Below are 13651 nucleotides of genomic sequence, written 5' to 3'. Positions count from 1 at the left end.
GGGGGGATAAAGCAGGACCTGCCCCACGACGATCACGCCATGAGTGTCACCTCCTTCCTGCATGCCCCCACCAGTGCCACGCTGGTGGAATTCCTCGTCCGGCCCGGCGAGCCCGTGCGCGCCGGCCAGCCGCTGCTGGTGCTCGAAGCGATGAAGATGGAGCACGAGATCTGCGCGCCGGCCGACGCCGTGGTGCACGAGTGGCTCGTGACCGTGGGCGACCTCGTGGCCGAAGGCGATGCCCTGCTGCGGCTGGGACCGGTCGGTGACGGCGGCGCTGCATTGGCCGAAAGCGACGTGGCGACGGACGTGCCGGCCGCCCACACGGGCCCGCGCGCCGACCTCCAGGCCCTGTTCGATCGCCACTCGCTCACCGAGGACGCTGCCCGCCCCGAGGCCGTGGCCCGGCGCCATGCGCTGGGCCTGCGCACCGCGCGCGAGAACATCGCCGACCTGTGCGACCCAGGCAGCTTCGTGGAGTACGGCGCGTTGGCCATTGCCGCGCAGAGCAGCCGTCGCAGCCTCGACGACCTGCAGCGCCATACACCCGCCGACGGCATCGTCACCGGCATCGGCTCGGTCAACAGCGCGTGGTTCGGCGAAGAGGCGTCGCGCTGCGTGGTGATGGCCTACGACGCCACCGTGCTGGCCGGCACCCAGGGCGCGCGCAACCACCAGAAGACCGACCGCCTGCTGGGCGTGGCGCTCGAGCAGCGGCTGCCGGTGGTGCTGTTTGCCGAGGGCGGCGGTGGCCGCCCGGGTGACACCGACTGGCCGGTGGTGGCTGGGTTGCACCTGTCCACCTTCGCCAGCCACGCCCGGCTGTCGGGCCAGGTGCCGGTGGTGGGCATCGCCGCCGGACGCTGCTTTGCTGGCAACGCGGCCTTGCTGGGCTGCTGCGACGTGATCATCGCCACCCGCAGCAGCAACATCGGCATGGGGGGGCCCGCCATGATCGAAGGGGGTGGCCTGGGCGTCTACCGCCCCGAGGAGATCGGGCCGAGCGAGATCCAGTCGCGCAATGGCGTGATCGATGTGCTGGTCGAAGACGAGGCGGCCGCGGTGCACGCAGCGCGCCACTACCTGTCCTTCTTCCAGGGCCGGGTCAGCGAATGGGACTGGATCGACCCGCTGGCCCTGCGCGAGGCCGTGCCCGAGAGCCGCGTGCGGGCCTATGACGTGCGTGCCGTGATGCGCGGTGTGGCCGATGCCGGTTCGCTGCTGGAGTTGCGCGAGGGGTTTGGCCGCAGTGTGCTCACCGCCCTGGCCCGCATCGAAGGCCGCCCGGTCGGCCTCTTGGCCAGCAACCCAGGCCACCTGGGCGGCGCCATCGACGCTGACGCCGCCGACAAGGCCGCGCGCTTCGTGCAGCTGTGCGACGTGCACGGCCTGCCCATCGTCTCGCTCATCGACACCCCGGGCTTCCTGGTGGGCCCGCAGGCCGAAGCCCAGGCCCAGGTGCGCCACGTGAGCCGGCTCTTCCTGGCTGCGGCGCGCAAGCGCGTGCCCTGGCTGGCCGTGGTGCTGCGCAAGGCCTACGGCCTGGGGGCGATGGCCCTGGCCGGCGGCAGTCTGCATGCGCCCATGGCCACGGCCGCCTGGCCCACCGGCGAGTTCGGGGCCATGGGCCTGGAGGGTGCGGTGCGCCTGGGCTACCGCAAGGAGCTGGAGGCCCAGCCCGAAGGCCCGGCACGCGAGGCCCTCTTCGAGCGCCTGCTGGCCGAACAGGTGGCCCGTGGCGCGGCGCTGAACATCGCGCAGACGCTGGAGATCGACACGGTGATCGACCCGGCCGACACGCGCGACTGGCTGGCGCGGGGGCTGGCCTCGGCGAAGGTGGGCGAGCCGGGCGGTCGTTACGTGGACGCGTGGTGACCTAAGATGGGCGGCTTGTCACCCCGGAGCCCCGCATGATCCTCGAAGTCGCCGACATCCGCATCCATCCCGGCCAGCAGGCCGCTTTCGACGAGGCCATCCAGCGGGGGCTGGACACCGTGATCGCCCATTCGAAGGGCTTCCGCGGCTACAAGGTCAACAAGGGCATGGAGTCGCCCGAGCGCTACCTGCTGATGATCTTCTGGGACACGCTGGAGAACCACACGGTGGACTTCCGCCAGTCGGAGGCCTTTGCCCAGTGGCGGGCCATCGTGGGGCCCTTCTTCGCCTCGCCGCCCCAGGTGGAGCACTTCACCCTGCTGGGGAAATCGGGCTCCGCCTGACGAGGGCTTGACGGCTTGATCTGAGTCAAGCCATGCGGGTGCTGCCTTGCCTAGAGTGGCGCCATGAGACACCGCTCCTGGACCTTGTCCACCAAGCTCGTGCTGCTGTGCACGGGCTTCCTGCTGGCTGCGCTCACGTCCATTGGCCTGACGCTGTGGATCACCTGGCAGATCGAGGGCGGTGCTGCGGCCGTCAATGAGGCGGGGCGGCTGCGCATGAAGAGCTACCAGCTGGCGCTGGAGGTCGAGCGCCAGGTGCCGGCCGCCCAGATCGAGGCCCGGCTGCAGCGCTTCGACGAGGGGCTGGCGCTGCTGCGCACGGGCGATCCTTCGCGCCCGCTGTTCGTGCCCTGGAGCGAGGCCACGCGTGAGAGTTTCGAGTCCGTTCAGAGCCAGTGGATGCTCCTGCGCGAGCACTGGAGAACCGGGGTGCAGCCTTCCGGCAACACCGAGGAGGTGGATCGCTTCGTGGCTGCCATCGATGGATTGGTGGCCGGCATCGAGTACCAGCTCTCGCTGTGGACCGCCATCTTGCATGCCGTGCAGCTGGGCATTCTGGCCCTGGCGCTGGCGGTGGGCATTGCGATGCTGTATGCGGGCTACCTCCTGGTGCTCAACCCGGTGAACCGTCTGCAGCGCGGTCTGCAGCAGGTGCAGGCCCAGGATTTCGCCGTGCGCGTGGAGGAACGATCCAGCGCCGAGTTCGACCATCTGGCCCAAGGCTTCAACCGCATGGCCGAGACCCTGCAGGCCTTGTATGCCAACCTCGAGAACAAGGTGGCCGAGAAGACGGCGCGGTTGCAGCAGCAGCGCGAGCGCCTGGCCGCGTTGTACGAAACCAGCGCCATGATGGCTGAGGCCACCACGCTTGATGAACTGGCCCGGCGCTTCGCGCAGCAGGTGCGGCGCATCGCGCGGGCCGATGCGGTGGCTGTGCGCTGGTCGGATGAGGCCAACCAGCGCTACCTCCTGCTGGCGGGTGACTGCCTGCCTCACTTCATGACGGAACAGGAGCAGTGCGTTCAGACCGGGAGCTGCCATTGCGGCCAGGCCCTGGAAGGCGCGACGACTCGCGTGATTCCCATTCAGCTGCGTCCGGCCAACGTGGCGCAGCCGGTGCTCGATCATTGCGCCCAGGCGGGCTACCAGACCCTGGTGTCGGTGCCGGTGCGCCTGCAGCATCGCCTGCTGGGCGAAGTGGACCTCTTCTTCCGGGAAGAGACGGCCCTGGGCGCCGATGAACGATCCTTGCTGGAAGCCCTGGCGGCCCACCTGGCTGGCGCGATGGAGGGCCTGCGGGCCGAGGCGCTGGGCAAGGAGGCGGCCGTGGCCCAGGAACGCAGCCTGCTGGCGCAGGAACTGCATGACTCCATTGCCCAGTCGCTGGCCTTCCTGAAGATCCAGGTCCAGTTGCTGCGTGACGCCATGCGGCGCGGCGACGATCCTGGCGTCGAGCGGGTGCTGAGTGAGCTCGATGCCGGTGTGCGCGAGAGCTACAACGACGTGCGTGAACTGCTGCTGCATTTCCGCACCCGTGCCAATGGCGAAAGCATCGAGCCGGCCTTGCGCACCACCTTGCAGAAGTTCGAACACCAGAGCGGCCTGCGCGCTCACCTGGCGATGCACGGCCATGGCCTGCCCCTGGATGCCGATGTGCAGATCCAGGTGCTGCATGTGGTGCAGGAAGCCTTGTCCAATGTGCGCAAGCACGCGCATGCCCGTGAAGTGTGGGTGGACGTGGAGCAGGCGCCGGTCTGGCGCTTCACGGTGCGTGACGACGGCGTCGGCTTCGACGCGAACGGCCAGCACCTGGACGAGACCCATGTCGGCCTGCACATCATGCGCGAACGTGCGGCCCGCATCGGCGCCACTGTGGCGGTGCAGGCCGAGCCCGGACAGGGCACCCGCGTGACCCTGACGCTGCCCACGACATCGACACAGGCCCTGGCGGCCTGATGCACCCATTGCCCATGTCCGACAACACGTCTCCCATCCGCCTGCTGGTTGTTGATGACCACGTGCTCTTTCGTCGCGGGCTGGTGGCCTTGCTCGGTCTGGAGGACCGTCTGCGAGTCGTGGGCGAGGCCGGCGATGCCAGCGAGGCCCAGCGCCGTGCACGCGAACTTCAACCCGATCTCATCCTGCTCGACAACCACCTGCCGGGCGTGAAGGGTGTGGATGCCCTGGCCGGGCTGCGGGAGGTGGCCCCCGGGGCGCAGGTGCTGATGCTCACCGTGAGTGAAGACGAGCAGGACCTGTCGGCCGCGCTGAAGGCCGGGGCGCGGGGCTATGTGCTCAAGACCATCGACGGCCCCGACCTCGTGCGCGCCATCGAGCGCACGGTGGCGGGGGAGTCGGTCGTGAGCCCCGAACTCACGGCCAAGCTCGTGGCCGCCTTCCAGGCCCTACATGCCGCGCCTGCGGCCGCCCCGACGACGGCCGAGGTGCCGCCCGAGCCGCTGGACAGCCTCTCACCGCGCGAGCGCGAGATCCTGAGCCTCATCGCGCGAGGTGCCAGCAACAAGGAGATCGCCCGCGAGCTGGGCATCGCCGAGACCACGGTCAAGATCCACGTGCAGCACATCCTGCGCAAGCTGGGCCTCAGTTCGCGCGTTCAGGCGGCCGTGTATGCCAGCGAGCGCCAGCGAGCTTGATTTGGGTCACCCCGGGCACTGGCCGAAACGCTGCGCAGCGGCGATGATGGAGCCCATGCAAGCGCCATCGACCGACCTCGACGAGCTGGTGTCCGCCGCACCTGGCGGCCAGGAACAGCACCTCCACCTGCTGAGCGAGCCGCTCTCGGCCTTGCGCTGGCGCGATCCCGTGGCGGTATCCCCTTCGGCCAGCGTACGCGAGGCGGCCCAGCTGATGCAGGAGCGCCAGGTGTCTTCCGTGCTGGTGGTGGAGCAAGGCCGCCTGTTTGGCCTGGTCACCGACCGCGACCTGCGCAACCGGGTGGTGGCTGCCGGGCTGGACACCTCGCGCCCCGTGATGGACATCGCCACGCTCGCACCGCTCACCCTGGACGAGCGCAGGCCGGCCATCGAGGCACTGATGCTCATGGCGCGTCACAACGTGCACCATCTGCCCCTGACCGACGGCGAACGCGTCACGGGGCTCGTCACGGCGCGCGACCTCACCGAGCGCCACGGCACCTCGGCGGTCTATCTGGTGGGAGAGGTCTGCAAGCAGCCCGACCTCGAGGGCCTGGTGCGTGTGAGCCGGCGCCTGCCCGAACTGCAGCGCCACCTGGCGGCGGCCGATGCTTCGGCCCATGCGACCGGGCACCTGATCACCGCGGTCACCGATGCCTTCACCACCCGGCTCATCCAGCTGGCCGAGGCACGCCTGGGGCCGCCGCCGGTGGACTACGCCTGGGTGGCCGCCGGCTCCCAGGCCCGCTGCGAGCAGACCGCCAAGACCGACCAGGACAACTGCCTGGTGCTCGACGACACCTACGACGAGGCCCGCCACGGCGCCTACTTCGAGGCCTTGGCGCGATTCGTGTGTGATGGGCTGAACGCCTGCGGCTATGTGCACTGCCCGGGCGAGATGATGGCCATGACGCCGGCCTGGCGCCAACCCTGGAGCCGCTGGCGCCAGTACTTCCACCAGTGGATCGACGAGCCCGAGCCCAAGGCGCTGATGCTCACCTGCGTGTTCTTCGACCTGCGCCTGGTGCATGGGCAGGCCGCGCTGCTGAACAGCCTGCGCCGCGACATGCTCGAGCGCACGCGCGGCAACGGCATCTTCCTGGCCTACATGGTGGGCAACGCCCTGGCGCACCGGCCGCCGCGCGGGCTGTTCGGCGGCATCTCACCCATTCGCAGTGGCGAGCACCGGGGCGCCATCGACCTCAAGCACACCGGCATCGTGCCCATCGTGGATCTGGCCCGCATCTACGCGCTGGCCGGTGCGCTGGAAGAGGTGAACACCCAGGACCGCCTGCAGCGCGCCGCCGACAGCGGCGAGATCAGCGCCGACGGCGTGCGCGACCTGCGCCAGACGCTGGAGTTCCTGGCCGTGCTGCGCATCCGCCACCAGGCCCGCCAGATGACGCAAGGACAGCCTCCCGACAACTTCCTCGTGGTCGACAGCCTGTCCAACTTCGAACGCAGTCAGCTCAAGGACGCCTTCGGGGTCGTTCACACCCTGCAGAGCGTGCTGGAGCAGCGCTTCCAGGCCGGGCGGTTCTAGCACCCGGCTCAGCGGTGCATCAGTGCGCTCGCCAGCCGGCCTCGTCGCCTTCGGCGGCAGACGAGGAAGGCGAGGACGCGGTCGCCTCCAGGCTGGACGCCTGGGCCCGGGCGATGGCCTGGGCCGCCTCGTGTTCGCTCAGCTTGAACTGGGCCACGGCTTCCACCAGGCGCTGGGCCTGCTGGGCCAGGCTGTCGGCGGCCGCGGCCGATTCTTCCACCAGGGCGGCGTTCTGCTGCGTCACCTGGTCGAGCTGGCTGACCGCGTTGTTGATCTGGCCCAGGCCCGAGGTCTGCTCCGTGGTGGCCGCGCTGATCTCCTGGATCAGGTCGGTCACGCGCTTCACCTGGGCCACGATGTCGCTCATGGTCTGGCCCGCCTGGTCCACCAGGCCGCTGCCCGCTTCCACCTTTTCCACGCTCGCCTGGATCAGGCTCTTGATCTCCTTGGCGGCCTGGGCCGAGCGCTGGGCGAGGTTGCGCACCTCGCCGGCGACGACGGCGAAGCCACGGCCCTGTTCAGGGCGAGGATGTTGGTCTGGAAGGCGATGCCGTCGATGACGCCGATGATGTCGGCGATCTTCTTGGACGAGGCGTTGATCTCGCCCATGGTGTGCACCACCTCGCCCACCACGTGTCCGCCCTTGGCCGCCACGTCGCTGGCCACGCCGGCCAACTGGGCGGCCTGACGCGCGGTTTCGGCGTTGTGCTGCACGGTGCTGGCCAGCTGCTCGATCGACGCCGCGGTCTGCTGCAGGTTGCTGGCCTGTTCCTCGGTGCGCTGAGACAGGTCGGCGTTGCCGGTGGCGATCTGCGTGGAGCCGGTGGCGATGTGGTCACTGCCCATGCGCACGGTGCCCACCACCTTGCGCAGCGACTCCTGCATCGTGTGCATTGCGTACACGACGCTGCCACGCCCGGCACGCGAGATGTCGATCGCGCTGGTCAGATCACCGTGGGAGATGGCCGTGGCCACGGCGGCCACATCGGCCGGCTCACCCCCGAGCTGACGCGTCAGGCTGCGCGTGAGCCACACGCCCAGGCCGAGGCCGACCACCACCCCACCCAGCGTCAGGGCAATCATGGCGGAGCGCCCGCTGGCGAAAGCGGCCGAGGTGGCCTCGGCCAGATCGGCGGCATTCTCCTGCTTGCGAGCCTTCAGGGCTGTAAGCAACTTCTCGGCCGCATCGACGGCCGGGCGAAGCTCTGAGCGCAGCATGTCGGCGGCCGTCCAGGCCTCGCCGGGGGGTTCGCTCTCCAGGCGCGTGAGGGTTTCCGTCACAGCCAGACGTACGTTTTCCAATCCTTTGCGAGCCTCCTGCACCTGCTGGCGCCCCACCTCGGTCGAAAAGTAGCCTTCGGTGCGATCCAGCGAAGCCTGCGTCTGCTTGATCAGATCGGCGGCGGCGTCCATCTGGGTCTTGCGGTCGGACAGGGTGTCCGAGAATACGGCGTTGGACGTGGCGCGGTTGACCGACTGAAGCAGCAGCGCGGTTTCGGCGGCGGCGTTCAGACCCACCACCTGCTGGCTGTACATCTGCTGTGCAAAGTCGTTCATCTGCATCGACCGCCACAGGCCGACGGCGCCGATCAGGCCGCCGATCACGCTCACGATGACGAACCCGCCGATCAGCTGCGTGCCCACACGCAGCCCTTGTAGCTTCTTCATGGGGATCCACTCCTTGGAAACGAAAGCCTGGCCTGCCCGTCAGGGGGGCGAGGACAACACCATCGTGCTATCGGCTGTTCTGGACAGTTCTCAAGGGGCGTCTTCGCGAACCCGGCGCTGACGCGCCAAGATCGTGCGATGCATCACGATCGCGACGTGTCACACCGGCGTCATCGTGCGCTTATCGTCCGCATTCAGGCAGGCTGAAGCTTTGGGGGGCGGGAATGAGGGAAAACCTCACATTCAATAGCTGATCCGCGCGTAGAACGTCTTCTTGGCTGCCTCACGCGCCTGGCCGAGGGTGTGGATGCCCTGGGCGGCCAGCAGGGGGATGAGCTTGAGGAAGATCTCGGCCGTGACGATGGCGTCGCCCAGGGCGGTGTGGCGGCCGAAGACGGTCACCCCCAGACGCTCGGCGATGGCTTCGAGCTTGTGGGATTCCTGATGGGGGTGCACCAGGGCCGACAGCAGCAGGGTGTCGAGCACGGGCTGATCGAAACGCACCCCGGTGCGGGCTTCCTTGAGCTGCAGGAAGCGCATGTCGAAGGCGGCGTTGTGCGCCACGAGCACGGTGTCGCGTGCGTAGGCGTGGAAGGCCGGCAACACCGTGTCGATGGTGGGCTGGCCCAGCACCATCTCGGGCGTGATGCCGTGGATGGGGATGCTGGCGGCCGGAATGGAGCGCTGCGGGTCCACGAGCTGTTCGAAGCACTCCTGGCGCAGCAGCTTGCCGTTGACGATGCGCGCCGCGCCGATCTGGATGATCTCGTCGCCGGCCGAGGGCTCCAGGCCGGTGGTCTCGGTGTCGAAGACGGTGTAGACGAGGTCCACGAGCCTGCGATCGGCCAGTTCTTCGGTGGATTCGCTGCTCTGGAAGAGGTCGAAGTCGTAGTACTCGGGCCGGCTCTCTGTGAGTGCCAGGGGGGGCGCCGGCTGATCCTCGGGGGGCAGGGCCTGGGGCAGCAGGAAGCGGAAGAAGATCTGGTTGCGCGCGCGGTCGCGCTCGAACCAGAACTCGGCGTCGTGGCGGTCCAGCACCTCGCGCAGGGTCAGCGGTGAGGCGTCGGTGCCACTGCGCATGGGGTCGAGTTCCCAGCCCATCACGGTTTCGGTGCTCATGGCCTGGCCGGGCCAGATGAGGTCCAGGTGGGCGTGCGCGCCTGCCGGGGCCAGGCGCAGCTGCACATAGCGCACCTGGTATTCATCCACCAGCCGGCCGGCCAGGTAGCTCACGGCCTGCAGCAGCGAGAAGCTGTCCACCCGCAGCCACACGGCCCCGTCCACTTCGGACGGGCTCACACGCACCGAGTGCGCCGACTCGATGCGCTGCTGGGCCACGGCGACGAAATCGGCCCCCAGCATTTCTTCCAGCGGCCAGCGGGTCTTGCGCGACTCGGTGGTGCGGCTGGCCAGCAGCGCCAGGCGGCGCGTCATGCCCTCGGTCTCGTCGCGGATGACGCGCTGGAAGCGTTCACGCAGGGCGTTGTCCAGGGCCGGATCCTCGAGCACTTCCACGGCTGCCCGCAGGCTGGCCAGCGACGCCCGGCTGCCTTCGGTGAGGTCGTGCAGCAGGCGGTCGCGCTCGCTCTCGGCCTCGAAGTCTTCGGTGATGTTCTCCAGCATCAGCAGGAAGCCGCCCAGCCCGGTCTCCGAGCTGTCGCGCACGGGGGTCATCTGCACCCGCAGCAACTGTCCGGTGGGTGTGGCAGTGACGAACTGGGAGGACGGTTGCGGATGGTTGCGCGCCATGTGACGGCGCACGGTGTCCAGGGCGTGGGCCACCAGCCGCCGGTCGATGACGGTGTAGATGGAGCGGCCCAGGCCGATGAGTTCGGCACCGTCGGCCAGGGTGGGGTTGGAGGAGAGCGCGCGGAACTGGCTGCGCGCGCGGGCGTTGTAGAGCAGCACCCGGCCATCGAGGTTGCACACCACCACGGCCTGGGTGAGTTCGGCCATCAGGGCCGCCAGGCGCGAGCGCTCCTGCTCGATGCGTTCGCTGGCCTGGCGCACCTGCTGGGCCATGTCCTCCCGCAGGCGGGCGCGCTGGCGCACCAGTTCGTTGATGACGGTGGTGAGCGCGCGCAGCTCTGCGCTGCCGCGCGGAGTGATCTCGCGCATCACCCCGGTGCCGATCAGGGTCTGGGTGTCCTCAGCCAACCGGCCGGCGGCGGTGATCCAGCGCCGGTACACGGGGCGCAGCATCAGGACGACGGCCCCCAGCGTGACCAGGAAGGCCATTGCCACCAGCGGCGACCGCTCGATGAGCACGGTGCGCAGCAGCTCACGCTGTGCATCGTCCACGGTGGACAGGACCAGGGCCAGGCTCATGCCACCCCATGACAGCAGGGCCACGGCAAAGGCCAGGACGGCGACGACGAAACGGCGGTCGAACTTCACGAACCTTGGGCCTCCAGCATCTCGTGCACCTTGCTGACGAGCTCCTTGGTGGAGAAGGGTTTGGTCATGTAGGCGTCAGCGCCGAGGGCCAGGCCCTTGGCGACATCGGTGTCGCGCCCCTTGGCCGTGAGCATGAGGATGCGCACGCCCCGCAGCCCTTCGTCGGCCCGCACCTCCTGGCACACCTCGAAGCCGCTCTTGCGCGGCATCATGACGTCGAGCAGCACCAACGCAGGGGGCGCGGCCCGGATGGCGTCCAGGGCTTCCTGGCCGTCACGCGCCAGGCTCACCTCGTAGCCCTCGCGTTTCATCAGGTATTCGAGCGACAGCAGGATGTTGGGCTCATCGTCCGCGATGAGGATCTTCGCTGGCATGCTTGTCTCCGGTCGATGGTTCTTGTGAAATCGGTGCAAGCGCTTCGGCAGGGGGCGTCCAGGGCAGCCACAGGCAGAAGCAGGCCCCTGCGTCGAGGTCTTCGCGCAGCCACATGCGGCCGCCGAAATGCTCCACGATCTGGCGGCTGATGGGCAAGCCCAGGCCGGTGCCCTGGCGGCGGATGCTCTCGTCGCCGCCCTGGCGGAACTTCTCGAACACCGTGGCGCGCAGGTCTTCGGGCACCCCGGGGCCGTTGTCTTGCACCTCCACCTCCACACCCCGCGCATCGGGCCGCACGCGCACATCGACGCGTCCCTGGCCCTGGGGCACGAACTTCGCAGCATTGGTGAGGAGGTTCAGCATCACCTGGGTAAGCCGGTCACGGTCGGTGCGCAGCGGCGGCAGGCCGGCAGGCACGTCCAGGTGCACCTGGGCACCGCGCTCGTGGAACAGCTCGCGCGTGGTCTGCACGGCCTGCTCCAGCAGGGCGCTCAGATCGACGTCGCTGGGGTGCCATTCCGCATGGCCGGACTCGATCTTGGCCATGTCGAGCACCTGGTTCACCAGGCGGGTCAGGCGCTCGGTCTCGGTGACGATGATGCCCAGGAACTGCTGGCGCTGGGCGCGGTCCATGTCGGCGTCGTCCAGCATGAGCTCCGACAGCGCACGGATGGAGGTGAGCGGTGTGCGCAGTTCATGGGTCACGGAGGACATGAAGTCGTCCTTGAGCCGGTCCAGGCTCTTGAGCTGTTCGTTGGCCTCGCGCAGTTCGGCCGTGGCCCGCTCCAGTGAGCGGGACTTGTCTTCCAGCTCACGCGAATGCGCCCGCAGCTGCGAGGTTTCCTCCAGCATGCGCATCACGTCGTCCAGATCCAGGGTTTCTTCTTCCACCACCGAAGCCACCATCACCCGGGCCGAGGCGCTGCCGATGGCGCCGGCGAGCTGGGTTTCCACATACTGCACGAGGCGGGCATCGGCGGGCAGGTCTTCGATCCGTGTCACCCCCATCTGGCGCGCGTAGTCTTCGAACAGGCGCCGGGCATGGGCCGGGCCGAGGAAACGGGCCACGAGGGGCAGCAGGTCGGCCACCTGGGCGCGGCCGCGCCAGAACACCGGCCGCGTGGCCTGGGTGCGGTCGAAGACCTCCACAAAGAGCAGGGCCTGGCTGGTTTCATGGGCAGAGGGGCGTCGCCACAGGGAAACCGCCACATAGGCCCCGACATTGGCCAGCAGGCTCCAGAACAGCGAATGGGTGAGGTAGTCCAGCCCGCTCACCCCGAGCAGGGCCTCGGGCTTGAGCAGTTCCCAGCCGAAGGGCCCGCGTTCGAGCAGCGAGGTGTCCAGCCAGCCCGATTTGACGAAAGAAGGCAGCAGCAGGGTGTACACCCACAACGAAAAGCCCAGCGCCAGGCCCGCCATCGCCCCTTCCCGGGTGCCGCCCTTCCAGTACATGCCCCCCAGCATGGCCGGGGCGAACTGTGCCACGGCGGCAAAGCTGATCAGCCCGATGCTCACCAGGGCGTAGGCTTCGCCCGCGAGGTGGAAATAGAGATAGCCCAGCAGCAGGATGGCCACGATGGCCGAGCGCCGGATGCCCAGCAGCACGCCCGTGAGGTCGCCGCCCGAGCGCGCCCGGAACCGGCGCAGACGCAGCAGCCAGGGCATGATGAGGTCGTTGCACACCATGGTGGACACGGCGATCGCCTCCACGATGACCATGCCCGTGGCCGCCGACAGGCCCCCGATGAAGGCCAGCAGGGCCAGGGCCTGCTGGCCCTGGGTGAGCGGCAGCGAGATCAGGAAGCCCTCGGGGTTCATGCTGCCGCGCTCGAAGAGCATGAGCCCGCCCAGGGCGATGGGCAGCACGAAAAGGTTGATGAGCAGCATGTAGGCCGGAAAGGCCCAGGCCGCGCGCTTGAGGTGGTTTTCATCCACGTTCTCGACCACCATCACCTGGAACTGGCGCGGCAGGAAGATGACCGACAGCATGGACAGCAGCGTGAGGGCGAACCACGACCCGTAGGCAAACCCCGTGCCCTGAGCGGCGCCTTGCGAAGGACTGAGCAGCGGCGCGAGTTCGGGGTCGGCGAGTGCCCGGCCGAAGAGGTCGCCCAGGCCGTCGTACAGGCCCCAGGTGACAAAGGCCCCCACGGCCAGGAAGGCCAGCAGCTTGACCACCGACTCGAAGGCGATGGCTGCCACCATGCCTTCGTGGCGCTCGGTGCTGTCAAGGTGGCGTGCGCCGAAGACGATGGTGAAACCCGCCAGCACGAGGGCCACATAGAGGGCTGTGTCCCGCCACCAGGGTTGGCCGGCCACCGAAGGGGGCCCCAGCGGCGAGACCAGCGGCTGGGTCAGCAGCCCGTAGCCCACCGAGATGGCCTTGAGCTGCAAGGCGATGTAGGGGACGATGCCCACCACGGTGATCAGCGTCACCATGCCGGCCAGTGTGGGGCTCTTGCCGTAGCGGCTGGCGATGAAGTCGGCGATGGAGGTGATGCGGTAGGTCTTGGCGATGCGGATCATCTTGCGCACCACCATCCAGGCCAGCACCATGGCCAGCGTGGGCCCGAGGTAGATGGGCAGGAACCACACCCCCGAGCCGGCGGCGCGGCCCACACTGCCGAAATACGTCCAGGCCGTGCAGTACACCGCCAGCGACAGGGTGTAGATCCAGGCATTGCCGATGATGGAGCGGCCCTCCGCAGCCCGGCGGTCGCCGTGATAGGCCACCGCAAACAGCAGCAGCAGGTAGGCAAAGGCTGCAACGATGACCAGCGGGGCGCTGAGCACGG

The 13651-nt window shown here is 68.7% G+C and carries 7 protein-coding genes and 2 pseudogenes; 5 read left to right on the top strand and 4 right to left on the bottom strand.

Annotation, left to right across the window (positions count from 1 at the left end; translation table 11 throughout):
• Window positions 1–63: 63 nt before the first annotated feature.
• The 5 genes and pseudogenes from C1704_RS15320 to C1704_RS15300 form a co-directional block, all read left to right on the top strand.
• Window positions 64–1875: pseudogene (locus C1704_RS15320) on the top strand (carboxyl transferase domain-containing protein); the annotation flags it as partial.
• A gap of 35 nt (window positions 1876–1910) precedes the next feature.
• Window positions 1911–2219: an antibiotic biosynthesis monooxygenase family protein gene (locus C1704_RS15315; RefSeq protein ID WP_104303609.1), complete on the top strand. Its 309-nt coding sequence runs from the start codon at window positions 1911–1913 to the stop codon at window positions 2217–2219.
• A 63-nt stretch (window positions 2220–2282) separates the two neighbouring features.
• A complete protein-coding gene (locus C1704_RS15310; protein WP_104303608.1) occupies window positions 2283–4175 on the top strand; it encodes a type IV pili methyl-accepting chemotaxis transducer N-terminal domain-containing protein in 1893 nt (630 codons plus the stop codon).
• A 14-nt stretch (window positions 4176–4189) separates the two neighbouring features.
• Window positions 4190–4873, top strand: coding sequence for a response regulator (locus tag C1704_RS15305; RefSeq protein WP_104303607.1), 684 nt, complete (start codon window positions 4190–4192; stop codon window positions 4871–4873).
• A gap of 55 nt (window positions 4874–4928) precedes the next feature.
• Window positions 4929–6416 carry a DUF294 nucleotidyltransferase-like domain-containing protein gene (locus C1704_RS15300; RefSeq protein WP_245876514.1) on the top strand — a complete coding sequence of 496 codons (1488 nt, stop codon included), beginning with the start codon at window positions 4929–4931 and terminating at the stop codon, window positions 6414–6416.
• Between the two features lie 19 nt (window positions 6417–6435).
• Here the strand turns inward: C1704_RS15300 and C1704_RS15295 are convergent.
• From C1704_RS15295 to C1704_RS15280, 4 genes and pseudogenes are all read right to left on the bottom strand, one after another.
• A pseudogene (locus tag C1704_RS15295) lies at window positions 6436–8084 on the bottom strand (methyl-accepting chemotaxis protein).
• Window positions 8085–8327: 243 nt separating this feature from the next.
• Window positions 8328–10481 (bottom strand): 3'-5' exonuclease, encoded by a 2154-nt coding sequence (locus tag C1704_RS15290; RefSeq protein WP_104303605.1) that lies wholly within the window; start codon window positions 10479–10481, stop codon window positions 8328–8330.
• Window positions 10478–10855 (bottom strand): response regulator transcription factor, encoded by a 378-nt coding sequence (locus C1704_RS15285; RefSeq protein ID WP_104303604.1) that lies wholly within the window; start codon window positions 10853–10855, stop codon window positions 10478–10480. Before C1704_RS15285 ends, C1704_RS15290 begins: the two co-directional genes overlap by 4 nt.
• Window positions 10824–13649, bottom strand: a complete 2826-nt coding sequence (locus C1704_RS15280; RefSeq protein ID WP_104303603.1) for a sensor histidine kinase — start codon at window positions 13647–13649, stop codon at window positions 10824–10826. The genes C1704_RS15285 and C1704_RS15280 overlap by 32 nt, the downstream gene beginning before the upstream one ends.
• Window positions 13650–13651: the final 2 nt, after the last annotated feature.

The organism is Caldimonas caldifontis, assembly GCF_002930615.1.
GTDB lineage: Bacteria > Pseudomonadota > Gammaproteobacteria > Burkholderiales > Burkholderiaceae_C > Caldimonas > Caldimonas caldifontis.
The sequence above is the reverse complement of the archived record's forward strand: the minus strand, read 5'-3'. Positions and strand labels throughout refer to the sequence as shown.